The organism is Hafnia alvei, from assembly GCF_034424155.1.
GTDB classification, from domain to species: Bacteria; Pseudomonadota; Gammaproteobacteria; order Enterobacterales; family Enterobacteriaceae; genus Hafnia; species Hafnia alvei.
This window is the reverse complement of sequence record NZ_CP139992.1, coordinates 4,174,852-4,195,782: the sequence shown is the minus strand read 5'-3', so window position 1 is coordinate 4,195,782 and position 20,931 is coordinate 4,174,852. Positions and strand designations below refer to the sequence as shown.

Genomic DNA, 20,931 nt, shown 5'->3' with positions numbered 1-20,931 from the left:
ATCTTGAGTTAGAGGGCGCTGCCGATGCTTCTCAGCGGTGAGCCAGCCATCAGTTTTTTCTCGATGTTTTCCAGCGAGATATTTTTAGTTTCAGGGACAAATAGCAGGGTAAGCACGATGCAAACCACGTTGAGTCCGGCATAGAGCCAGAACGTGCCCGCGCTGCCGATGGTGTCGATGAGAGTGAGGAAAAGTGGCGCCGATGATCATATTGGCGATCCAGTTGGCCATGGTGGAGCAGGTGACACCAAAATCACGGCCAGCCAACGGTTGGATCTCGGAACAGAGCACCCAGATCAACGGACCAGCACTCATGGCGAAGCCGACGATAAAGATCAGCAATAGCGTGACGGCGGTATATTGCTCGGTAGTGGTGGTGATACCGACAAAGAACATATAGCCCATTGATGCCATGCAGATCGCCATCACGCCAAAACCGAGTTTGAGGATCGGTTTACGTCCCCAACGATCCACCAAGCCAATCGCAATAAAGGTGGCGAGCACGTTGGTGAGTCCAGCAATAACGGTTCCCCACATTTGCTGCTCGGTAGAGGCAAATCCAGCAATGGCGAAGATCTTCGGTGCGTAATACATGATCACGGTCATGCCGGTGAACTGCTGCATAAACTGCAACAAAATGCCCAAGTAGGTGGAGCGGCGGAAATGGCTATTGGCGCGGAATAACTGCCAGCCGCGCTGCTTTATCTGCACGCTTTGGCGAATGGCTTCGAGTTCGGCATGGGCTTCTGTGTGGGTGGAACGCAGCAATAGCAGAACTTTTTCCGCCAGCGCATGTTTGTCTTTCATCATCAGCCAGCGAGGACTTTCAGGCAGCGTAAGCACGCCGACAAATAGGATCAGAGCAGGGATGGTGATAACGCCCAGCATCCAACGCCAGTTGCCGCTGGCGCTGAGCGCCGTATCGGATAAAAAGGCGGCTAAAATCCCAATGGTGATCATTAACTGATACAGGGAAATCATGCTACCTCGGATGTGTTCTGGCGCGATTTCAGAGAGATAGAGCGGCGCGACAAAGGAGGCTACACCAACCGCTGCGCCGAGCAAAAAGCGTGAAATAACCAGCATGTGCAAATCACCTGCCAGCGCACAGCCAATCGAACCAACGACAAATAAAATAGAGCCGATGAGCAGCGTTTTTTTACGTCCAATGCGGGTACATAGCGGGCCACTGCATAGTGCGCCGAGTGCCGCACCTAACATCATGATACTGACAACCATCTCTTGCTGGTGGCTGCTAAGGGCGAATTCTTTGGCTAAGAATGGGAGGGCTCCGGCAATCACGCCCATATCGAGGCCAAAGAGCAGGCCAGCCAATGCGGCTAAAAAACAGATCAGCAATGTTTGCCGATTGGTGTGGGGTACAGACTGCGGAATTGAATGCGTAGTCATGGTAAGCCTCTAAAATAATTAATTGTTTTAATGAGTATTTAGGGTGAACAGCGTGGCTCGCTGTCCGGTGTAGGAGGTTTGATAACGCAGAAGTGCGCCTTCGGTGTTTGAAGGCTCGACGAGCCCATCAGACGCTGAAGTGATATAGAGATCGTGTAAATCGGGCCCGCCGAAGGCAGCGCTTGTCGGTTGAGTGACGGGAAGTGAATGGGTTGCCAGCCATTCAGGTGCAGCATCGCCCAAGCGGTAGGCCGTGATACAGGCGCTTCCCCAACAGGCATTGAGCAATATTCCGTTATGCGTAAGCGCTGAACCGTCGGCCATCAATGAGGCGATCGGCCATTCATGGAGCGTGCTTTCGCTGATTCGCTGCGCATCACAGCGACAAAAACAATGGCGAAAAGTATCGGCAAACCAAGCGTGTTTGCCGTGCCAGACCAGCGTATTGGGAACATGCTGCCCGCTGAGCATTCTTTCTGCCTGGACGCTGCCGTAGGTAAAGCGATACCAACTGCCGATGGCTAACTGAGCAGTTTTGTCCATGGTGCTAAACCACAGCGAGCCATCTGGTGCAATGGCTGCTTCATTCGGGCGTGTTCGATGATCTTCAGGCCAACAACACAACAGGCGGTAGCTTTGCTGGCGATAGTCGTACAGCATCACGCCCTGCGTGGTGACCAGTAGGAATTGCTCTGGCTCAGTTGTGAGCAGCGCAGCGCTACAGAGAAAAGGTAATTCGTGGATCTCAATACGATCATCCCGCTGCGGCCAATAGCGCAGCAGGCGGTGCTGCAAAATATCCACCCAGATCAGCGACTGAGAGCGGAAACACCACACCGGAGATTCTCCGAGCATGGCGCGGTAATTGTCGACAATAGACGGATTTTGCAGCGCGTCGTGGTTCATTTTTTATCAGCCTGATGCCAAGCGTCGTGATAGGCCAGTGCTCGTTCACGTAGCGTGACGAGCGAAATACCTGGCTGATATAAGCCACCGCCTAAGCCAAAACCACGCGCACCTGATTGTCTGTAGCGGCGCATTTGCTCGGCGTCAGGATTAATACCGCCTACGGGAAGACAAACGGCTTCTGCGGGTAAAACGGCTCGCATCGCTTTGACGATGGTTGGCGTGATCAATTCAGCGGGGAAGAGTTTCAGCGCGTAGGCACCGGCACGCAGCGCAGTAAACGCTTCACTCGGCGTTGCGATGCCGGGCAGACTGGTAAGCCCTAACTCACAGGTGGCGCGGATTACAGAAGGATCCATATTTGGAGAAATAACCAGTTGTCCACCGGCGTCAGCGACCTGATGAACCTGATGCTCGGTTAGCACCGTTCCGGCACCCACGAACCCACGGTTACCGACGACCTTCGCCATAATCGCAATAGACTCGAATGGTTGAGGGCTATTGAGCGGCACTTCCAAATAGGTAAAACCGCATTCAAGCAGCGTTTCCGCCACGCCCTGCGCTTCTTTAGGCGTAACTCCACGCAAGATAGCGATTAGCGGCAATGAACACTGCTGCCAGCGAGATGCAAAGCTAAGGTAGTTCATGCGAATGCTCCGTCTAAGGATTGATAGATTTTGCTCATGCCGTGGATAAAGCAGCTATCGCCATCGACAGAGGTCAACGTGATGCCCAGCAGGCTGGCTGCGCGCGTATAGCGTTCAGAGAGTGCTGGTGAACCGACGATCCACGCTTGGGTTTCTGATAAAGCAGCCAGCTCTGAGCCAATGAGCAATCCGGATAGGTAGCTAGCAACCTGAGCCGCGCTGATTGCACCACTGAGCTTTAACGTGCGTGTAGAGAAGAGTGCGTTGCTGAGATAAGGGGCAGTTTGTGCATTCTGCACCCCAAGGGTGAAGGCGGGATTATCTTCACAAGGCTCCGGTAAATCTTTGCCTAGCAGTGAATGGTTCAGCATCACGGCGTAGATTTCGCCGGTCATAAAGGTGTTGAAATGCAAAATATGGTCGTGTTCAAGCGTGGCGTGTTTGCTGTGAGTGCCCGGCAGAATGACCAGATGGCGTTCCTGCGGGTATTGCGCTGCTAGCCCAATTAGCTGAATTTCTTCGCCACGCATGACATCTGGCAAACCGAAGGCGTTGACGCCACAGGCTCCGGCGATAATCCGACAAGGGCTTCCCCATGAGGTAACAACCTGTGCGATTTGCTGAGCAAAACGTTGGCCACTGGCGGGCAATTCTACATAAGGCACTTCTTGCCAGCCTTGCTGTGAGCCGACCATTCCCGCCATGAGTAAAGGAATGTTAGGGGATTGCGCCAACCAGGGGGCAATTAGAGGTAAAAGCGCAGCGTCAAACTGACGATCGGGCACGCTAAGCAGCCCGCGATGCGCGCTGACGGTATCAATGCATTGGTTATGGTTCATCAGGAACGCTCGAAAATTTGAGGTTCCCCAGTCGATCGCAATCCAGTGGTTATTCATTCTTGACCCACAACAAATCAATTCTTGTATGACAAGAATGATGGCGAATAAATAACCTTAGATCTGTGAGGGAGATCGAAAGTTAGCTACACGCGTAGAAGAATGATGAAAAAAAGCTTAGAAAAAGTGCTGATACTTTTCTGGGATTTCACGCCAAATATGCTTATGGGCTGCGCTCAATAAGATGTGGCGCATACATTGGCGCGCTGTATCAGCCTGTTTTAAACGAATTGCTTCAAATAGATCGCGGTGCTGCTGGACGGCGTCTTGGGTTAATTGGAGATCGTCTTCCAGCGTCTGCTTGAATGACAGCAGCATGGCGGCAGAAAGCGCGTTGCCCACGGAGGCGAGAAAAGGGTTATGACAGGCGCGCAGCACCGCTGTATGAAAGGCCAAATCGCCGCGCTCAAACTGCTCTGCGGAGTTATTTTTTTGCCCTGCCTGCATGGTAGTCCAAGCATCTTCGATGGTGGCTAAATCATGGCCGTTGGCGTTAAGCGCCGCCATTGCCGCAACGTCGGGTTCGAATATAAGGCGCGTTAGCATCAGTTGCTCAACCAGTTCGGATTCAATCCCAACGTCCTCTAACCAAGAGAGAACTTCGGCATCCAGAAAGCTCCACTGCTCACGCGGCGTGACCGTACTGCGGCGCTTAGCCTGAATCAGTAACATTCCTTTAGCTCCCAATACCTGAAGCGCATTTCTTACCGACGTTCTTGATGCGTCGTACTGCTGCGCCAGTTCATGCTCGCCTGGGATCGCCATGCCTTCTGCTAGTTCGCCACGAATGATACGAATAGCCAGATCACGGGTGATGGATTCAGAAACAGAAGAGGTTGGTTTGCTCATGACTCTCTCGGTGGTCACAGTAAGAAGAAAACAGGGTTCAATTGAACAGAATAAGCATCACGCTCGCGCTATCTTAACATTGTTACTTCTGAGGGGATATTGGTGAGAAATGAACATATTAGAGATGAATAGATAGCAAAAAGGCGCTTTATCTTTCGATAAAAGCGCCTTTTTTCAATACGTTAACTGATTAGTATCAGTTCATGTCGTATCTTGAAAAATTATGTTTTTCTTCGCTCGCCGTTGCCATGTTTTTTATTGGTTACAAGTTGAATTAATATTTACTAGCCCTGTTTACGCATACGGACGTCTATAATTGGTGTCGTATTTTATGTTTTCTTATTACTTTTCTAATCAGGCATTCAGCCACGATGATGAGCGGGATCAGAATTATAGAATCCATAACCAAAAGTACCAGCACATAAGCCTCATCTTCAGAGTTATTGATAGACGAGATGTAAGGCAAGTTTCCTATGGTAGGCCAATGAGCATCTACCCATGAATTAAAAATGCGAAAGCTACCAAGTATGAATTCAGCCAATAGGGAGGCAGTAAACCGAGCAAAATACACTACAATCCTAGAAAACATACAATGCACTATCTCTCCTGGCGCTGAAATTTTAACGCAATGAGCTTCCTAAGCAGAAATTCAGAAATGAAAACTGCAGGTATCGCTAAAACAGAGGACACAAGAATCAGCACCAAAAAGTAGGCATTATCTTCTGCATTATTTATTGACGAGATATAGGGCAAATTACCAATGGCAACCCAATGAGAATCTACCCAGTGATTGAACACGTGTGACATTCCCACGGCATTGACGAAAATCAGATAAGCCATAAATCGCATGAGATAAAGAGCAAACCTGTTAAACACACAGCGCATTCATATCTCCTAGTACCGTCACCTCTCCATAAGCCCGCAAGTTGCTATCTGGTACCGGCTCAATATGGGCAGCTAATAAAGCATGTCTTAGGGTCTGGAAATCATGCTGATTAAAAAAGGTTATGCAGCCGTCAGAATATCCAGAGCCATCCGGCCTCAATGGATGCAGACGAAAATTACCTCTATGGGTATAGTATAACCATGTACCATCATCTAAAACACCATCCTGGCGGTATAGCGCAAACCATTCATCATAATTGTTTCCAGTCCATAGTGACTGAAACTCATTTCTAACCCTTGTACGAATACCTCCCCTTGGCCGGTCTATAATCCAATACTTACCCGTAGGTATTGGGCCGTTCTCTCTGCTAGCACAGCCCGCTTTATTGGTATAAGGGGCTAATCCAGTAAATACAGGAAAGATGCCAACGCCAGAACAGTACAACAAGATTGTTTTCCCATCGGGTGAAACCTTATCTAGGTCCATTCGGCAATAAATCATAAATCGCCTCGCGCTATAATGTTTGAGTTCCATTCATCGGAGTATGTCATATTGCCATTAGCGGGAACGGGCACGCAGTAGTTGAAACTTTGAGTTTCAATACTACTCTCACGAACGACAATACCAGAACCACCCTTGATTAGAGCGTTTTTGTTATCGTATAACCACAAATGAGAAGGTACAGACATTTTACATTCTCCACATAGATAAATTACTTAATGCTTTGGTTAAGTCTTTTAATTTATTTAATGGATTGGTTAATAATGGAAGGTTATTTTTGCGTAATCAATGTTGTGCACACTAATCTCCTCAAAGTCTTTTCTAGGGTTTAATATGAAGCCTAATCTGTTATTAACGACAACAACGTGATGCCTAACACCTGAATTATACTCTCTGTTTTCAGCTATAGAATTTAATTTTTAATATATGTATTTTCAATGTTTTCTAATTTTAATTTAATAAAATAAGTACCTAATTCGCTTATGGTACACAGGTACGCAATTACATCCGTGTATACCAGAAATAATCATGATATTTCAGTCGTTAACTATTTTTTTAAAGTATTAGTAACTAAAATAATTATGAGTACCAACTCTAAGCTATCTAGTTTACTACTTCATAAAAGTATAGTTTATCACGCAGGGAAACCATAAATCCAAGAATAAAGTTCGGGGAAAGGAATCTATCAAAACCTGTCATTTTATAATGGCAAGAGGAAGACACTCGGCGTAATGATTAATAGTGCTTTCCGTGGACGCACCAGCGCCGGCGCGGTATTCAGGCTTGCTCAAACCGGATATTAATGAGCCACAAAAAAGAACTGTAAATCGAATCCGGGTAAATTTTCGGAGTTCCTAAAAAAAGGAATGTAAACCAAGCATGTTAAGTTTTGTTAAGGTTTTGCAGACTATATGGAAAGACGGAACAACCAATCCTATTTGCAAGGTATCCATTGAGGTATCCACCAAAAGCAGTCTTTTAAAAGTGTATACTAAGCTGGTTATATTTTTTCTGGTCAACATATCACCGGTGACAAACAAAACCACCGCGCCAAGCCTGCCAGTAAAAGTCTAGAAAGTTCTTTCTGGCTGGCCTGCTTACCAATGTCATTAGGGCGGAGTGTGCCAGTGCTAAAGTTTACGTCAAACGCTGGAGAATTTAGGAGGCGCAATGGATTATCCCATCAAAGATTTATGCCAGAAAATTAAAATCTCACCACTACACGGTTGCATTTTTTTGTGGGGTACCCCATGGGGTATTCATAATAAAAAAGGCGCTAATCCATAAAGGAAAAGCGCCTTTTTTCAATACGTTAACTGATTAGTATCAGTTCATGCCGTATTTTCAAAAACAGTGTTTTTTACGGTTTATATACGTTCGTAGTTGTTCACATAACTTTATGATATACATTGAATAAATGATGTTTATCGTTCATGCTTGTTTATCGTTGTTTATGGAGAAACATCGAGATGTGTAGTCAACGGTGTAGTCAATGAAACGTATGAACTGATATTTTTAACGGCTGGTGGAATGAAAAAACTAAGCGACACATCACTAAGAAAATTATTAGGCCGAGTAAGCTCCTCAGATAATTTTTATGCTGATGGTGACGGGTTAAGTGTGCGTGTCTCGAAATCAGGTGTGATGACATGGCTTTTCGCATATCGAATTGGTGGGAGAGAGGCCAAGCCACAGAGATTAAAGCTCGGTAACTACCCAGATATGCCGTTAAAGCTGGCGAGAGAACGCCGCGAACAATGCCGAGCATGGTTAGCTGAGGGAAAAGACCCACGACACCAACTAAATTTAACCACGGCACAGACATTGAAGCCGGTAACGGTTAAAGAGGCCATCGATTACTGGATCAGAGAGTACGCCACCGAAAATCGCGCCAATGTAGAACGCCATAAAGCCCAACTTAAAAAGCACATATATCCCTATATCGGCTCCTATCCTCTCTCAGAGTGTGAAACTCGTTACTGGTTGGATTGCTTTGACCGTATGAAGAAAACAACGCCTGTAGCCGCAGGTTACGTTTTTCAGATGTGTAAACAGGCTCTCAAGTTCTGCCGTGTGCGTCGGTACGCCATTAGCAATGCGTTAGACGATTTAACGATCACTGATGTGGGCAAGAAACAAGAAAAGGGTGACCGTGTTCACTCTGATGAGGAACTAGGGCAATTATGGCGAGCAACGGAAGAACTAAAATTTTTGCCTTACTATGCAGCAATGATCCGTTTGCTGGTGGTGTTCGGTAGCCGTTCTCAAGAGGTACGGCTCTCGAAATGGTCAGAGTGGAATATGAAACGCTGGATCTGGACGGTGCCGAAAGAGCATAGCAAAGGCGGTGAAAAAATTATTCGACCCATACCCGAGGCCATACAACCGTTGATTAAATCGTTGTACCAGCAACATAAAGACACTGGCTTATTGCTTGGTGAATTGAAAGAGTCCAGCGCCGTGAGCGCGTGGGGAAGATTAGTTTGGAAGCGGTTAGGGCACTCCGAGGCGTGGTCACTACATGACTTGCGGCGCTCGTTCTCCACTAAGCTGAATGAATTAGGGATAGCTCCCCATGTTGTTGAGCAGCTATTAGGCCACACGATGCCTGGTGTTATGTCGGTATACAATCACAGCCAATATTTACCAGAGAAGCAAGACGCACTAAATAAATGGTGTGAGAGATTAAATTTACTGTCTGGTGAATATGAAAACGTCATTCTATTGCAGGTGAAAAAATGAACCTTCCTGAACGTGCTTATTATCCATTAAGTAAAGCAGCAAAAAAATTATGCTGTGATGAGGATGATTTAATCCATTTTGGATCCACTGGGGAATTAGAAATATGTTTGTTTATAGAGGATTCATTTGAAAATTATTCTATAAAATCTGAGCCAGTAGATGTCGGCGGAGAAACTATTAGGGTTTACGGGGTGTATTGTTCGTTTGCTGCTGTATATTTAGATGATAAACCATCCAAATTGCACTTCAATGGTATGATGGCAATTTCACCAACTATACTGAGAAATATAGAATTCTATGGTGAAAGCGATTTTGATAGTATCTATGGTTGTACACCATGTGAAAATAATGACAGCGTATATTTTTTTGATATAAATACCGATGGAGTAAGTGTTACTAAAGATCGGCTATATATAACAGCAGATGAAATATATAAAATTCTAAGCGGTAGCGTAAGAAATAATAAAGAAAAATTTTTAATTTCTGGTGATTCGCCAAAAACAACAGCTAAGGCATCTGAGTTAATTCCTCCAATACTGAAAATGATACCTGAATTATCAGATATAGATTTTGATAATGAAAAAGTGACTAAAATAGTAAATATTATTGAATCCGTTGCTGCTTCTAAAGGCATTGGATTACCTAAGACCCATTGGCAAACATGGAAAAAATACATTGGCAGAGATTGATATCACACTTTGGTTATGTGATATCACACAAAAATCACTCATACATCTAAATAATGCCCGTGAACTTCAATGAACAAGGGCATACATTAGTGAACAATCAAAAAATTTATCAAGACCGAGCTATCCGCGAATCAGAGTGCCGCCAGTTAACAGGACTGGCGCGCACAACCCGATACCAGCTAGAGAAGGCTGGAAAATTCCCCCAACGCCGCAAACTTGGCGGTCGTTCTATTGGTTGGATGCTTTCAGAGGTTCAATACTGGATCGCAAATCAACCTAAAGTATCCCGTAACACTGCGACTGGTCGCTAGTGTAGCCATTTTTAACCGCGCATAATTTTATTAGCAGGACATAAAAATGAAACCAATAGAAAAGCGGCCTAACGGTCAGGGGCTTCTCTACGCCCAAAATCAGGTAGGTAATATTTCGATTAATGACCTACCAGTCATTGAATGGTGCGGCGCTCGTGTCGTTACCACCGAAACCCTCGCTATGGGCTACGGCGTACCGGAAAATACGATCCGTAAGAACCTTTCCAACAACCGGACTCGCTTTGTAGATGATGTGCATATTTTCACGTTGAAGAACGCGGCTTTGAAGGCGTTCAGGAACCACGTGAACGATATTCACTCGGTTAGTAAACATACAACATCACTCATCCTCTGGACAGAACGCGGCGCTGCCCGTATGTCAAAAATAGTTGATACCGATGAGGCATGGGAATTTTTCGAGAAAATGGAGGAAAGCTATTTTTCTCGTGGAAAGACTACTGATATGGCCACGCCGAAATTTTCCGATCCTGCCGCTGCAGCTCGTGCATGGGCTGACGAGTATGAGGCCAAAAACAAGGCAATCACTTACGTACACCGTCAGGCGCGATACATCGGGCATCTTGAAAACCTATTCACCGAGGGGTTAAGCCCCGTCCAGTTCTGTAAGCGGCTGAACGGCGTCAACACCAGCAAGGTTAATGCTTTTCTCAAGTCTACAGGTTGGCTGTACGACGATCGCCAAAATAACCACCACTCCCGCTGGCGCGTGTATTCCTACGCCCGAGATAAATACCTAACGGAAACCTCTCACACAATAGCCAAACAAGACAAAGAATCCTTTGAAGCACATAAGCCTATTCTTTTGCACAAGGGGGCCGTGTGGCTGTACCGCAAGTATTTAAAGGGATCGCTACCGATGAAAAAGAATTGGGACGGGGTTTTTACTCACGATAAGGAACTGGAGGACGCTAAAAATGATGATGGCCAATAAAACAAAAGCGGCCTTGCAGGGCCGCCAATGTAGAAACGCTTATCAAATTCCTAGCCAGCTTATCACGCTGATCGATCAGGTCAATAGCTTGTTAGCTTGTGGTGCTAAATCAACTGCGCCATTCGCGCTGGTTTGCGTGACACTGCGTGACACCCGTTGCAATCTCGTTGAACGGGGAGGCAACGGCGCACGATATAGAGTCAGTAATCAGCGCTTTGGCCTTGCGTGTAACTGCTCGATTTTCTGCCTCGCTTCGCGTGAAATTTCTTCAAGCTCTTTCGCTGCCTTATCGCTGGTGTCTGCGATGCTAGCGAGCGTACGAACGGCAGAAGCAAGCGCATCATATCCAACGTCCCCGAGCTGGCGACGGGCTATTTCACCACGTACGGCGGTTACGATAAAACCTGCGGTGCTTTCATCATCTCGCTTAAGCATTTCCATTTCTTGTATTAAATCATGTGGAAAGCGAATGTTTTTCATTTGTGATTTGTTGTTTACGTTTCCCGTAGCCATAAGTTCACCGCGTTTTGTTTTGGTGTGCATACATTACACGAAAAAGTGTGTAAGTAAAATGCTTGACCTAAATACACACCTTGAATTAATGTGTGTATACACTAATTATTTCGGTGTACAAACGGCAAAACCCCGCAGTGCTCGAACACTAGCGGGGCTTCTAATCACAACGTTAAGAAAGGTAACGCTATGACTACGATAAATAGTAACACACCACCACGCCCAGCATTCACATGGTTATTTTTGGCTACTCCAACGGGACACCCAAATGTAACGCCTATCGTTGTACGTACTGAGGCCAATACCGAGGATGAAGCCCGTAAACGTTTTATCGGCTGGTCATTGGTATTTGCTGCGCAAATCCGTACCGGAACGCCCTATCAAGTCGGCTGGTATGATCCCATTACTGGTATGTCATGGCACGTTCACGGTTCATCGGTAGTAGAAGATATTACGGGGGTGCTGCATGCGTAACATGTCTGTATCTGACCTGAGCACCTTACGGATTGATCCTGCGATTACTGGTCGCATTCTTTTGCAGGTTCTCAATGGGCGCGTTGTATCTAGTACGCTGATACCGAGCGATCACATTGTGGCTAGCGTTGATGCGTTTATGGAGTTAGCAGAACGAGCGGGATACAAAAAAAATGCGTATGAATCCGTCGCTATTCGAGAAGGATTTACGGGCGATATTTTGGTTCATGCAAAAAACGGCAAAAAGACCAGCCAGCGAGAATTAAGCCCTGACCATAAAGTAGCGACACTGCCTGACCTACTTGAGCTAATGGAACAGGTTGGCTATCAGATCACCGCACCAGTAACGGAGTAAAAATCATGACTATAAAAAATTCCGGCTTAGTTGCTGGTGGTCACGCTCAACCTAAAAAGGGCGATAAGTATAAAGATAGCCACGGTTCACTAATAGAAATCACTTATGTTTTTGGTGAACGGGTGACATACAAGCGTCAAGGCTATGCAAATGAATGCGTATGTTCGTTGGGGCGTTTACAGCGTGAATTTACCCTTGTGGAAAAAATGACGTTCGCCCAATGGAATGAACGAAATAAAACCGCAGAAAAAATCGAATCCCTACGTGCTGTTCTCACGGCAAAAAAAGAGGCAGGTAAAAAATGAGCGCTGTAAAAAAGATCCCTGATGCTGTTTTTTGCTGTCTCTATCGTTGGATGCAAACGGGCGGCGAGCTGGACAAGGTGACATTATCCGCCGCAGTTAACCAAACGAGTGAAACGGAACCGGTAGGCGTATTGGTACGCAAGCTGGAAGAGCTACGTAAAGCCGGATATGACGATATACAGGGTGCAGGTTATATGTCTGTACGCCATCCCGAACAGGCGAGAGAAAGACGATTTGAGCTGGTGGAAAGCGTGATCGGAAAATCTGAGGCGGCGGGGATCCTGAAAGATAGCCGTGTGACGTTATTATTCCCGCCAACGCCTGTAGGGATAAAGAAAACAACACTCCCGTTAAGTGTTGGCTCAACGGGGTATGACCGCCAGCAGGACTACACAATAAAAGGCCACCTACCATCAAATAGCCTGTGTAGCGTATATGGCCCAAGTGGTTCGTATAAATCATTTCTTGCGGTGTCGTGGGCTTGTCATATTGCGGCAGGGCTTAAATGGTCAGGCAAGAGTGTGTCTGGTGGCTCTGTGCTGTATATCGTCGGTGAGGGTGGTATAGGTGTGCCACGCCGCATTAAAGCATGGGAAAACGTCTACAACGATGCGGTACCGCTCGATAATTTTTATCTTGTTAACCGTCCTGTGTTTCCTGTTCGTCCAGATGAAGCTAATCAGGTTGTTATTGCCGCCAAACAGGTAGAGGCGACAACGGGTGAACCTGTGAAATTTATTGTCATTGATACGCTGGCGCGTTGCTTTGGTGGGAACGATGAAAACGACGCACGAGACATGGGGGCGTTTATTGAGGGATGCGACCTAATCAAGCGAGAAACAGGGGCTACTCTTCTGGTGGTGCATCACTCAGGCAAAGACGAGGGGAAAGGTGCGCGCGGCTCTAGTGCGTTCCGAGCGGCGTTAGATGCTGAGTTTCATGTAAAGCGTGAGGGTGACGGTGGCGCGTTAGTTCTGACCTGCACCAAAATGAAGGATTCAGAAGAACAGCCACAAAGAGCCTACGACCTGCGAACGGCGGAGTTGTTCACTGATGATGATGGTGAGCTAATATGCTCGCTGGTGGTTATCGATGTACCACGTGAGGCGAAAGACGAGGATCCGGAATTGTCTGTCGTGGCGAACCTATCTAAAAACCATACGGCATTATGGCAGTGTATACGCAGCCGAACGGCTAGCGGTGAGGACTGCACCCGCGCCCTACTCCGCGACGATATGATCGCCATGTTGGGTGATAACGGACGCCGAGGGTTTAACCGCTGGTTGGAGAAATTGGAGCGTGACGAACTGATAAAAATCGATGGGGATGAGGTTAGCCCGTTAGGTAGATTGGAGCGTTAAAAAGTACGCGGAAAGTGCGCACAGGTGCGCGGATTTTTGGGCAATAACCTGTTTTGCGCACTTTTCATGTATATATACGACAAAAGTGCGCAAACAGGAAAAAACATCTCTGAAAGCCGCGCCAATACTGGGTTTTACTCGTGCGCACCTAGTTATGCAAGTGCGCGGAAAATGCCGGACTTAAAAAGTGCGCGGAAAGTGCGCACAGGTGCGCGGAATTAGTCGGTAATTAATCATAACCATGAGGACATTTTACAAATATGAAAAGCCAAATCCAGAACGATATTGAAAGGTCACAACGTGTGCTACAGGAAGCTATTGAACATCGAGAAATGTTTGGTATTCCAGAGTCGCTATGGCTGCTCACCGATGATGAGTATCGAGCCATTGTTAATGGAGGGGCTTTCTTTTGCGTGGATCACCATGACTGCTTGCGCCATGAGTTTTCCGGTGAAATTATCGCATCGACCCAAGAGCAGGTTGATATTCTCATTGAGAATCTAAAGGAGCTGAGAAAGAAAATGGCACCTGCTTTGGACTGTACGAAAAAAGATTTGTAAAGATTTTGTTCGTATTTGTTCGTGGCTGTTTTTGTGAATTTACCCCTATTTACTATTAAATTTCACTGTATATTTTGATGAGTGGCACTCAGACGTGAGCCGCCACTTTGGCCGTTTAATCAAGCTGTAGCGACTACAGCCTGTGAGATGCAGAAAAAGGTTAAACGGCCTAATCCCTCCCGCGCTGGTTTCACGTCTCAACATTCATTGTTACGGAAACCACTCATGAAGAAATTACTCGAACTCCGTCAGGAAAAAACCACCCTTAAAACTCAGATGCGCTCACTGCTGGATAAAGCCGATAGTGAAAAACGTAGCCTGAACGATGATGAGGGTAAGCAGTTTGATGAATACCGCGCCCGTGTTGATTCGCTTGATATTGAAATTTCCCGCCTTGAAGCCGTTGCCGACGATGAACGAAGTCAGGCAGGAAAACCTGTAGATGAAAAAGGTGTGAGCAATGGTGAACTACGCCATTACATCATGACCGGTGACACTCGATCCCTTACCACGCTCGTTCCTGCCGATGGTGGCTATACCGTTATCCCTGAGCTGGATAAAGAGATCATGCGACAGTTGCAAGACGAAAGCGTGATGCGCTCTATTGCTACGGTTAAGACCACCAAAACCAACGAATATCAGAAATTGATCTCGGTAGGTGGTGTAACGGTTAAGCGCGGTACCGAAGGCGAAGAGCGAGAAGAAACATCAACACCTAAACTTGAGCGCGTAGATATTAAGCTAAACCCGATCTATGCATACCCTAAAACCACACAGGAAATTCTCGACTTTTCCGAGGTTGATATTCTGGGTTGGTTATCTTCCGAAGTTGCTGACACGTTTACCAATACCGAAGAGAACGATTTGGTGAATGGTGACGGCGATAAAAAATCTAAAGGTTTCTTAGCTTACCCACGTGTGGACACCAGCGATAAAACCCGCCCATTCGGCACGCTGGAAAAAATGGATACTGCCGAGGTAACTTCTGATGGTCTTATCGATCTCCTGTATAAGCTCAAGGCCAAATACCGCAAAAATGCCGTGTGGGTGATGAACTCCAATACCGCGGCTACATTGCAGAAACTTAAAAACGGTAATGGTGATTATATTTGGCGCGATCGTTTAGTTGCCGGTTCACCTGACACCCTTCTTGGGCGCCCTGTCCAATATCTAGAAACGATGCCCGATGCTGAGGCTGGAAAACCTTTCTTAGCTGTAGGCGATTTCAAACGCGGTTATTTCATTGTTGATCACACTACGGGTGTACGTACCCGACCTGACAACATTACGGAACCGGGATTCTACAAGGTCCACACAGACAAATATCTTGGCGGCGGCGTGGTGGATTCCAACGCTATCAAAATACTTGAGCTCTCAGGCGCTACGTCCTGATCTGATGTGTAAAGGGGCTACGGCCCCTTTTTAGCCTTTATGGAGTCCCACAATGAAAACAATCGATTTTGAAATTAGAACCTCAGAACTTACCGCCAGCAATAAAAAGCTGGTGGGTTACGCTGTGCGCTGGAACAGTCTTTCAGAACTTATCTGGGATGAGTTCAGAGAACAGTTTGCTCCTGGTGCATTCAGCGAAAGTCTATCTTCCGGTACAGATGTTAGAGCCTTGTTCGAACACAACAGCACCCAGCTATTGGGGCGCACAAAATCCGGCACACTCAAACTGTCTGAGGATGATACGGGTCTGCGTTTCGAACTGACGCCGCCAAATACTCAACTTGGTAATGACGTTATCGAGCTGGTGGAACGCGGCGATATTTCAGGCATGAGCTTTGGTTTCCGAGCTTTGAAAGAATCTTGGGATATTGCCCAATCCCCTTACCTACGCACTGTCACTGCTGCTGAATTACGGGAAATCACCGTCACATCGATGCCTGCCTATCCTGAGTCTGATGTCGAGATTGCACATCGTTCCCTTTTTGCCCAACACCCAGAATTACGCCGTGCTAGCGATAATCGCCGCCGCTGGGCTGAATTAGCGGGGATTTGATATGTGGAATATTTGGCCTTTTAGCCGCAAACCAGAGCAACGAAGCATGACTATCGATGAGTTCATGGCGCTGGCAGGTATCCCTAATACTGGCTCCGGTGAATATGTGTCTGCAGGTACGGCTGAGTCTCTTCCGGCTGTAATGAACGCGGTGGCTGTTATCAGTGAAGCCGTCGCCACTATGCCGTGTTATCTCTACAAAGTGAGGAATGACAAGGGGCGAGAGGCGCGGGAATGGCTGAGCAATCATCCGGTTGATTTTCTACTCAACGAGCATCCTAACGACTGCCAAACACCGTACCAATTTAAACGTACTATGATGCGTCATTGCCTGCTTAACGGTAACGCCTACGCCGTTATTCAGTGGGATAAGACGGGGCAACCAATTTCACTGCACCCCTACGCCCCCGGTTCAGTGGTTCCCGAGCGCATTGCTGAACATCGCTATAAATACACTATCACTGAGCCATACACCGGAAACGTGCGTACCTATCTGCAGGAAGAGATTCTGCACCTACGCTACGCCACTGATGATGGTTTTTTGGGGCGCTCCCCTATCACTATTTGCCGTGAAACATTGGGGCTTGGTTTAGCCCAACAGCGCCACGGTGCCAGCATCATGAAAGATGGAATGATGGCAGCGGGCATTATCAAATCAGGTGAGTGGTTGGATAGCGTCAAAGGGGCAAAGGCTCTCGAGGCGTTAGAGCGCTACAAGGGGGCGCGTAACGCGGGTAAAACACCCATCCTTGAAGGTGGTATGGAGTATGAGCAGCTCGGCATGAGCAATCAGGATGCCGAGTGGTTGGCCTCTCGTCGTTTCACCATTGAAGACATAGCCCGCATGTTCAACGTCTCGCCCATCTTCCTGCAGGAATATAGCAACAGCACCTACAGCAACTTTAGCGAAGCAAGCCGCGCCTTTCTCACGATGACCATGCGTCCTTGGCTGGCGAACGTTGAGCAACAGATTAAGTCATCTTTACTCATTACCTCACCCGTTCCGGGTATCCGCTATCAGGTTGAATTTGATTCTGCTGACCTCTTACGCGCTACACCTACCGAACGTTACGAGACTTACGAGACAGGTATTAAATCTGGCGTGATGTGTCCAAACGAAGCCCGAGAGCGTGAGGGTATGCCACCTCGAACAGGTGGTGATGAATTCAGTCAGGCATGGAAACAAACGGTAGAGGTGAAAGGCAGCAAAGGCGGTGAAAAATGAGAGCAGGAAAAATGCGCGATCGCATAACCATTCAGAACTTTACCACCATCGAATTGCCATCCGGTCAGGAGAAGGAAGTCTGGGCTGATGTTGCTACCGTCTGGGCAGAAGTCAAAGCAATCAGCGGGCGGGAGCTCATAGCCTCTGGTGCTGAACGTTCTGAGGCCACGTTCCGTATTTGGCTACGGTACCGGACAGATGTCACCAGCGCCAGCCGTATCTTGTGGCAACAGAAAGGACACGAAAAACAGGCTTACGACATTGTGGCGGCTATCCCTGATATCCCCTACAGCCGATTGGAATTGCTGTGTAAAGGAGGCGTCAAGCCATGAGCGAATTACTCGACCTAACAGAGGTGAAGCTGCACTGCCGTATTGATTCGAATGATGAAGATGCTTTGATTCAGGCGTACATGGCGGCAGCGCTAGAGGTATGCCAACGCCATATTGGCAAGCAGTTTAGTAACGGTCTGGAGTTCACCCCAGCTATCAAGATTGGCTGCATGATGTACATCTCACAGCTGTATGAATATCGCTCACCAATCAGCGATATCGAAGCTAAAGAAATCCCTATGGCTATTTCGGCTTTGTGGTCTGTATACCGTGATGTGGGGGTGTACTGATGCCATGGCAACCATTACGTCGATGTACAGAGCCGGGCTGTAACAAGCGGGTGCCGTCAGGTAAGTGTGATGAGCATAAACGACAGGCGCAACGTATGCATGACTCAAGGCGAGGTAATCGCCGTGAGCGTGGTTACTCAGCCAAATGGGATAAGTACCGCCTCCAGTTCCTCAAGCTTCATCCTCTGTGCGTGGATTGCGAGAAGCTAGGTCTTTACGTTCCTGCAAAAGTTGTTGACCACATCATCCCTATCAATGGTGGCGACGATGTTTTGTTTTGGCCTGAGTGGAATCATCAGGGCTTGTGCCAAACACATCATAACCGCAAGACAACACAGCAAGACCCTATAACTAAAGCCAATCGAAAGGCTGGAATGTATCGGGAGCAAGAGCAACGAGCAGCCCAGCGCAATGATTGGATATATGAGGTTGGACGTGAATGAGAAAGACGTGGTGAATCTATATCGATCATTAAGCCAATGCTGTGACAGCTTCATGCAGGATCGCGCCAAATTCCACCAACAGCAGCCAGTCACCCGCAACGCTCAACGTGAACGGGAGCTAAGAGAATGCATGCGCAACCGCTGACAGGAGGCACAGACCGGGTGGGGGGTGTTTTCAGGACAAAACCCTCATTGCTGGGCACCGACCCCCCCCTCAAATTTTTACGCACAGTGATTTTTTTGAAAATAAAAAGCGATGGAAACGAGAAATTTTTATGGCAAGACCACCAAAACCGCCTGCTTACCTCAATGAGTTAGCCGCGCAACAGTGGAAAGCGAAGGCAAAGCAACTGGCAGAACGCGGGGATCTGACTCCGGCAGATTGGAACAACCTTGAATTGTATTGCGTGAATTATTCGATGTATCGAAAAGCGGTTGAAGACCTTGGCACCCGAGGGTTCAGCATCAAGAACAGCCAAGGCGGAGAGAGTCGAAATCCAGCATTAAGCGCGAAGTCTGACGCAGAAAAAATCATGATTAAAATGTCGTCGTTGCTGGGATTTGATCCCGTCAGCCGCCGCCGAAACCCGGTAGAAACGGAAGATGAAGATGAAATTGACCGTATGGCATGAGTATGCGAACGCCATAAAATCAGGGGAAATTAACGCCTGTAAGCGCGTAAAACAGGCCGTGAACAGGTACTTTTCAGACCTGAATGACCCCCGTTATGAGTTCGATACCCCCACTGTAGAGCGATTTATTGCTTTCTCTCGCTTGTGTCCACACGTCAAGGGGCCACTACGAGGCAAGCCTATTGATCTCGAACCATGGCAACAGTTTGCTTTTGCTAATTTGCTGGGTTTTAAGGTTAAGGATTCTGGGCGCCGGAAGTACAGCAGCGCCTTTATCGAGGTGCCGCGCAAAAATGCAAAGTCTACCGTTGCCGCGATGCTGGCTAATTGGTTTTTGGTCATGGAGCAAGGCCAGCAGGATATTTACACCGCTGCGGTAAGTCGTGACCAAGCCCGTATCGTATTCGATGATGCTAGGCAGATGTGTTTATTATCAAAGCCGCTTAAAAAACGCGTCAATATTCAAGCTCACAAGCTTATCTATCCCAAGAATAATAGCCTGTTAAAACCGCTGGCAGCTAAAGCGGCAACCATTGAAGGGACAAACCCCAGTTTAGCTATTGTGGATGAGTATCATCTTCACCCCGATAACGGCGTGTATTCCGCACTTGAATTGGGGATGGGGGCTCGTCCTGAGGCCATTTTGTTCGCGATCACTACGGCTGGGAGTAACGTTGTTTCGGCCTGTAAACAGCATTACGACTATTGCTGCCAGATTTTATCCGGCGAGGATAGCAATGATTCATTGTTTGTCTTGATCTATGAGTTAGACGATGAAAATGAGGTGGATCAGCCGGAAATGTGGATTAAGGCCAATCCCAATTTAAATGTATCAGTTGATGCAGCAAAGCTTGAGTCCACCATTCAAAAAGCCCGCGGGATCCCCTCTCAATGGGTCGAAATGCTCACCAAGCGTTTCAATATCTGGTGTCAGGGCTCTACACCGTGGATGGGGGCGGGTGCTTGGGATGCCTGCAAGGAGGATTATAGCGAGAACGATTTAGCTGGAATGGAGTGCTACGCAGGTTTTGACCTATCTTCAACCAGCGACATTACTAGCGTTAGCTATGTTTTTCCGTTCAATAAAGAAATCCGTCTACTTACCCGCCACTACCTGCCAGAAGCTCAACTTCAGAATGTTGCTAACAAAAACCGCGCGATTTATCGCCAGTGGGTAAAGGCGGGATGGATACGCACTACTCCTGGTGATTGCATCGACTATGACCGTATCCGCGACGATATTTTACATGATGCAGAGATTTTTAATATCAGGCTGGTGGGCTTTGATACGTGGAACGCTACGCATCTGCGCACACAACTACAGGGAGCAGGTCTCGATGTTGAGCCATTCCCGCAAACTTATCTGAAATTCAGTCCCGTAGCGAAATCTTTTGAGGTGTTCGTTAACCGTAAGGTGGTGCGCCATAACGGTGATCCGGTGCTGACTTGGGCTATTGGTAACGTGGTGATGGAGTCTGACGCTAACGCCAACATTAAGCCCAACAAAAAGAAATCTTCTAACAAAATTGACCCCGCAATTGCTGGGCTAATGGCGTTCGGCACCTTCCAAGCTGAGCACGAGGATTTCGCCTTTGATATGAGCGACAACTACAAACAACGCCTTAGTAAATTTGACGGGGTATAGGA

General features: G+C 47.3%; 24 protein-coding genes and 1 pseudogene. 18 read left to right on the top strand and 7 right to left on the bottom strand.

Going from position 1 to position 20,931, the window contains the following annotated elements; all coding sequences use genetic code 11:
* Positions 1-8: 8 nt before the first annotated feature.
* The 6 genes and pseudogenes from U0008_RS19370 to U0008_RS19345 all read right to left on the bottom strand — a co-directional run bounded on the left by U0008_RS19370 (position 9) and on the right by U0008_RS19345 (position 6,080).
* Positions 9-1,410: pseudogene (locus U0008_RS19370) on the bottom strand (sugar porter family MFS transporter).
* Between the two features lie 27 nt (positions 1,411-1,437).
* A complete protein-coding gene (locus U0008_RS19365; protein ID WP_043488927.1) occupies positions 1,438-2,316 on the bottom strand; it encodes an SMP-30/gluconolactonase/LRE family protein in 879 nt (292 codons plus the stop codon).
* The gene (locus U0008_RS19360; protein ID WP_043488929.1) at positions 2,313-2,963 is read right to left on the bottom strand and encodes a 2-dehydro-3-deoxy-6-phosphogalactonate aldolase; all 651 of its coding nucleotides are present in this window, start codon (positions 2,961-2,963) and stop codon (positions 2,313-2,315) included. Before U0008_RS19360 ends, U0008_RS19365 begins: the two co-directional genes overlap by 4 nt.
* Complete coding sequence (locus U0008_RS19355; RefSeq protein WP_043488931.1) at positions 2,960-3,859, bottom strand: 2-dehydro-3-deoxygalactonokinase; 900 nt, start codon at positions 3,857-3,859, stop codon at positions 2,960-2,962. Before U0008_RS19355 ends, U0008_RS19360 begins: the two co-directional genes overlap by 4 nt.
* Positions 3,860-3,976: 117 nt before the next feature.
* The gene (locus U0008_RS19350; protein ID WP_025798474.1) at positions 3,977-4,708 is read right to left on the bottom strand and encodes a FadR/GntR family transcriptional regulator; all 732 of its coding nucleotides are present in this window, start codon (positions 4,706-4,708) and stop codon (positions 3,977-3,979) included.
* A gap of 868 nt (positions 4,709-5,576) precedes the next feature.
* Positions 5,577-6,080, bottom strand: a complete 504-nt coding sequence (locus U0008_RS19345) for a DUF2778 domain-containing protein (protein ID WP_226930216.1) — start codon at positions 6,078-6,080, stop codon at positions 5,577-5,579.
* Between the two features lie 1,545 nt (positions 6,081-7,625).
* Here U0008_RS19345 and U0008_RS19340 point away from each other — a divergent pair.
* Genes U0008_RS19340 through U0008_RS19325 form a run of 4 tightly spaced genes read left to right on the top strand, consistent with a single transcriptional unit; the run spans position 7,626 to position 10,789 of the window.
* The gene (locus U0008_RS19340; protein WP_043488941.1) at positions 7,626-8,837 is read left to right on the top strand and encodes a tyrosine-type recombinase/integrase; all 1,212 of its coding nucleotides are present in this window, start codon (positions 7,626-7,628) and stop codon (positions 8,835-8,837) included.
* A complete protein-coding gene (locus U0008_RS19335) occupies positions 8,834-9,526 on the top strand; it encodes a hypothetical protein (RefSeq protein ID WP_043488943.1) in 693 nt (230 codons plus the stop codon). Before U0008_RS19340 ends, U0008_RS19335 begins: the two co-directional genes overlap by 4 nt.
* A gap of 53 nt (positions 9,527-9,579) precedes the next feature.
* A complete protein-coding gene (locus U0008_RS19330) occupies positions 9,580-9,837 on the top strand; it encodes a helix-turn-helix transcriptional regulator (RefSeq protein WP_072008125.1) in 258 nt (85 codons plus the stop codon).
* Positions 9,838-9,883: 46 nt separating this feature from the next.
* Positions 9,884-10,789 (top strand): ORF6N domain-containing protein, encoded by a 906-nt coding sequence (locus U0008_RS19325; RefSeq protein WP_043488945.1) that lies wholly within the window; start codon positions 9,884-9,886, stop codon positions 10,787-10,789.
* Positions 10,790-10,996: 207 nt separating this feature from the next.
* On the opposite strand, the gene U0008_RS19320 is transcribed toward U0008_RS19325, so the two are convergent.
* The gene (locus U0008_RS19320; RefSeq protein ID WP_147440554.1) at positions 10,997-11,224 is read right to left on the bottom strand and encodes a YlcI/YnfO family protein; all 228 of its coding nucleotides are present in this window, start codon (positions 11,222-11,224) and stop codon (positions 10,997-10,999) included.
* Positions 11,225-11,491: 267 nt separating this feature from the next.
* On the opposite strand from U0008_RS19320, the gene U0008_RS19315 reads away from it, so the two are divergent.
* The 14 genes from U0008_RS19315 to U0008_RS19250 all read left to right on the top strand — a co-directional run bounded on the left by U0008_RS19315 (position 11,492) and on the right by U0008_RS19250 (position 20,929).
* Positions 11,492-11,776, top strand: coding sequence for a host cell division inhibitor Icd-like protein (locus U0008_RS19315; protein WP_051874024.1), 285 nt, complete (start codon positions 11,492-11,494; stop codon positions 11,774-11,776).
* Positions 11,769-12,131 carry a hypothetical protein gene (locus U0008_RS19310; RefSeq protein WP_043488947.1) on the top strand — a complete coding sequence of 121 codons (363 nt, stop codon included), beginning with the start codon at positions 11,769-11,771 and terminating at the stop codon, positions 12,129-12,131. The genes U0008_RS19315 and U0008_RS19310 overlap by 8 nt, the downstream gene beginning before the upstream one ends.
* Before the next feature lie 5 nt (positions 12,132-12,136).
* Complete coding sequence (locus U0008_RS19305) at positions 12,137-12,436, top strand: DUF4222 domain-containing protein (RefSeq protein ID WP_043488950.1); 300 nt, start codon at positions 12,137-12,139, stop codon at positions 12,434-12,436.
* On the top strand, positions 12,433-13,797 hold the full coding sequence (locus U0008_RS19300; protein WP_043488951.1) for a helicase RepA family protein: 1,365 nt from the start codon (positions 12,433-12,435) through the stop codon (positions 13,795-13,797). Before U0008_RS19305 ends, U0008_RS19300 begins: the two co-directional genes overlap by 4 nt.
* Positions 13,798-14,057: 260 nt before the next feature.
* The gene (locus U0008_RS19295) at positions 14,058-14,357 is read left to right on the top strand and encodes a hypothetical protein (protein WP_051874025.1); all 300 of its coding nucleotides are present in this window, start codon (positions 14,058-14,060) and stop codon (positions 14,355-14,357) included.
* Positions 14,358-14,582: 225 nt separating this feature from the next.
* Positions 14,583-15,749, top strand: coding sequence for a phage major capsid protein (locus tag U0008_RS19290; RefSeq protein ID WP_043488954.1), 1,167 nt, complete (start codon positions 14,583-14,585; stop codon positions 15,747-15,749).
* 52 nt (positions 15,750-15,801) lie between these two features.
* Positions 15,802-16,362 (top strand): HK97 family phage prohead protease, encoded by a 561-nt coding sequence (locus U0008_RS19285; RefSeq protein WP_004094772.1) that lies wholly within the window; start codon positions 15,802-15,804, stop codon positions 16,360-16,362.
* 1 nt (position 16,363) lies between these two features.
* Positions 16,364-17,587 (top strand): phage portal protein, encoded by a 1,224-nt coding sequence (locus U0008_RS19280; protein WP_043488956.1) that lies wholly within the window; start codon positions 16,364-16,366, stop codon positions 17,585-17,587.
* A complete protein-coding gene (locus tag U0008_RS19275) occupies positions 17,584-17,919 on the top strand; it encodes a phage head closure protein (protein ID WP_004094768.1) in 336 nt (111 codons plus the stop codon). The genes U0008_RS19280 and U0008_RS19275 overlap by 4 nt, the downstream gene beginning before the upstream one ends.
* A complete protein-coding gene (locus U0008_RS19270) occupies positions 17,916-18,209 on the top strand; it encodes a head-tail connector protein (protein WP_043488959.1) in 294 nt (97 codons plus the stop codon). Before U0008_RS19275 ends, U0008_RS19270 begins: the two co-directional genes overlap by 4 nt.
* Entirely contained in the window at positions 18,209-18,652 is a 444-nt protein-coding gene (locus U0008_RS19265; protein ID WP_043488961.1) for an HNH endonuclease signature motif containing protein, read from the top strand. The genes U0008_RS19270 and U0008_RS19265 overlap by 1 nt, the downstream gene beginning before the upstream one ends.
* Complete coding sequence (locus U0008_RS19260; RefSeq protein WP_168126600.1) at positions 18,645-18,797, top strand: hypothetical protein; 153 nt, start codon at positions 18,645-18,647, stop codon at positions 18,795-18,797. Before U0008_RS19265 ends, U0008_RS19260 begins: the two co-directional genes overlap by 8 nt.
* 130 nt (positions 18,798-18,927) lie before the next feature.
* The gene (locus U0008_RS19255; RefSeq protein ID WP_004094761.1) at positions 18,928-19,284 is read left to right on the top strand and encodes a phage terminase small subunit P27 family; all 357 of its coding nucleotides are present in this window, start codon (positions 18,928-18,930) and stop codon (positions 19,282-19,284) included.
* Positions 19,268-20,929, top strand: a complete 1,662-nt coding sequence (locus U0008_RS19250; protein WP_035503816.1) for a terminase large subunit — start codon at positions 19,268-19,270, stop codon at positions 20,927-20,929. Before U0008_RS19255 ends, U0008_RS19250 begins: the two co-directional genes overlap by 17 nt.
* Positions 20,930-20,931 lie beyond the last annotated feature (2 nt).

Excerpts from the sequence above, each read along its gene's own strand:
- U0008_RS19365 (WP_043488927.1), bottom strand. The coding sequence starts at position 2,316 with ATGAACCACGACGCGCTGCAAAATCCGTCTATTGTCGACAATTACCGC.
- U0008_RS19360 (WP_043488929.1), bottom strand. The coding sequence starts at position 2,963 with ATGAACTACCTTAGCTTTGCATCTCGCTGGCAGCAGTGTTCATTGCCG.
- U0008_RS19355 (WP_043488931.1), bottom strand. The coding sequence starts at position 3,859 with ATGAATAACCACTGGATTGCGATCGACTGGGGAACCTCAAATTTTCGA.
- U0008_RS19350 (WP_025798474.1), bottom strand. The coding sequence starts at position 4,708 with ATGAGCAAACCAACCTCTTCTGTTTCTGAATCCATCACCCGTGATCTG.
- U0008_RS19345 (WP_226930216.1), bottom strand. The coding sequence starts at position 6,080 with ATGGACCTAGATAAGGTTTCACCCGATGGGAAAACAATCTTGTTGTAC.
- U0008_RS19340 (WP_043488941.1), top strand. The coding sequence starts at position 7,626 with ATGAAAAAACTAAGCGACACATCACTAAGAAAATTATTAGGCCGAGTA.
- U0008_RS19335 (WP_043488943.1), top strand. The coding sequence starts at position 8,834 with ATGAACCTTCCTGAACGTGCTTATTATCCATTAAGTAAAGCAGCAAAA.
- U0008_RS19330 (WP_072008125.1), top strand. The coding sequence starts at position 9,580 with ATGCCCGTGAACTTCAATGAACAAGGGCATACATTAGTGAACAATCAA.
- U0008_RS19325 (WP_043488945.1), top strand. The coding sequence starts at position 9,884 with ATGAAACCAATAGAAAAGCGGCCTAACGGTCAGGGGCTTCTCTACGCC.
- U0008_RS19320 (WP_147440554.1), bottom strand. The coding sequence starts at position 11,224 with ATGCTTAAGCGAGATGATGAAAGCACCGCAGGTTTTATCGTAACCGCC.
- U0008_RS19315 (WP_051874024.1), top strand. The coding sequence starts at position 11,492 with ATGACTACGATAAATAGTAACACACCACCACGCCCAGCATTCACATGG.
- U0008_RS19310 (WP_043488947.1), top strand. The coding sequence starts at position 11,769 with ATGCGTAACATGTCTGTATCTGACCTGAGCACCTTACGGATTGATCCT.
- U0008_RS19305 (WP_043488950.1), top strand. The coding sequence starts at position 12,137 with ATGACTATAAAAAATTCCGGCTTAGTTGCTGGTGGTCACGCTCAACCT.
- U0008_RS19300 (WP_043488951.1), top strand. The coding sequence starts at position 12,433 with ATGAGCGCTGTAAAAAAGATCCCTGATGCTGTTTTTTGCTGTCTCTAT.
- U0008_RS19295 (WP_051874025.1), top strand. The coding sequence starts at position 14,058 with ATGAAAAGCCAAATCCAGAACGATATTGAAAGGTCACAACGTGTGCTA.
- U0008_RS19290 (WP_043488954.1), top strand. The coding sequence starts at position 14,583 with ATGAAGAAATTACTCGAACTCCGTCAGGAAAAAACCACCCTTAAAACT.
- U0008_RS19285 (WP_004094772.1), top strand. The coding sequence starts at position 15,802 with ATGAAAACAATCGATTTTGAAATTAGAACCTCAGAACTTACCGCCAGC.
- U0008_RS19280 (WP_043488956.1), top strand. The coding sequence starts at position 16,364 with ATGTGGAATATTTGGCCTTTTAGCCGCAAACCAGAGCAACGAAGCATG.
- U0008_RS19275 (WP_004094768.1), top strand. The coding sequence starts at position 17,584 with ATGAGAGCAGGAAAAATGCGCGATCGCATAACCATTCAGAACTTTACC.
- U0008_RS19270 (WP_043488959.1), top strand. The coding sequence starts at position 17,916 with ATGAGCGAATTACTCGACCTAACAGAGGTGAAGCTGCACTGCCGTATT.
- U0008_RS19265 (WP_043488961.1), top strand. The coding sequence starts at position 18,209 with ATGCCATGGCAACCATTACGTCGATGTACAGAGCCGGGCTGTAACAAG.
- U0008_RS19255 (WP_004094761.1), top strand. The coding sequence starts at position 18,928 with ATGGCAAGACCACCAAAACCGCCTGCTTACCTCAATGAGTTAGCCGCG.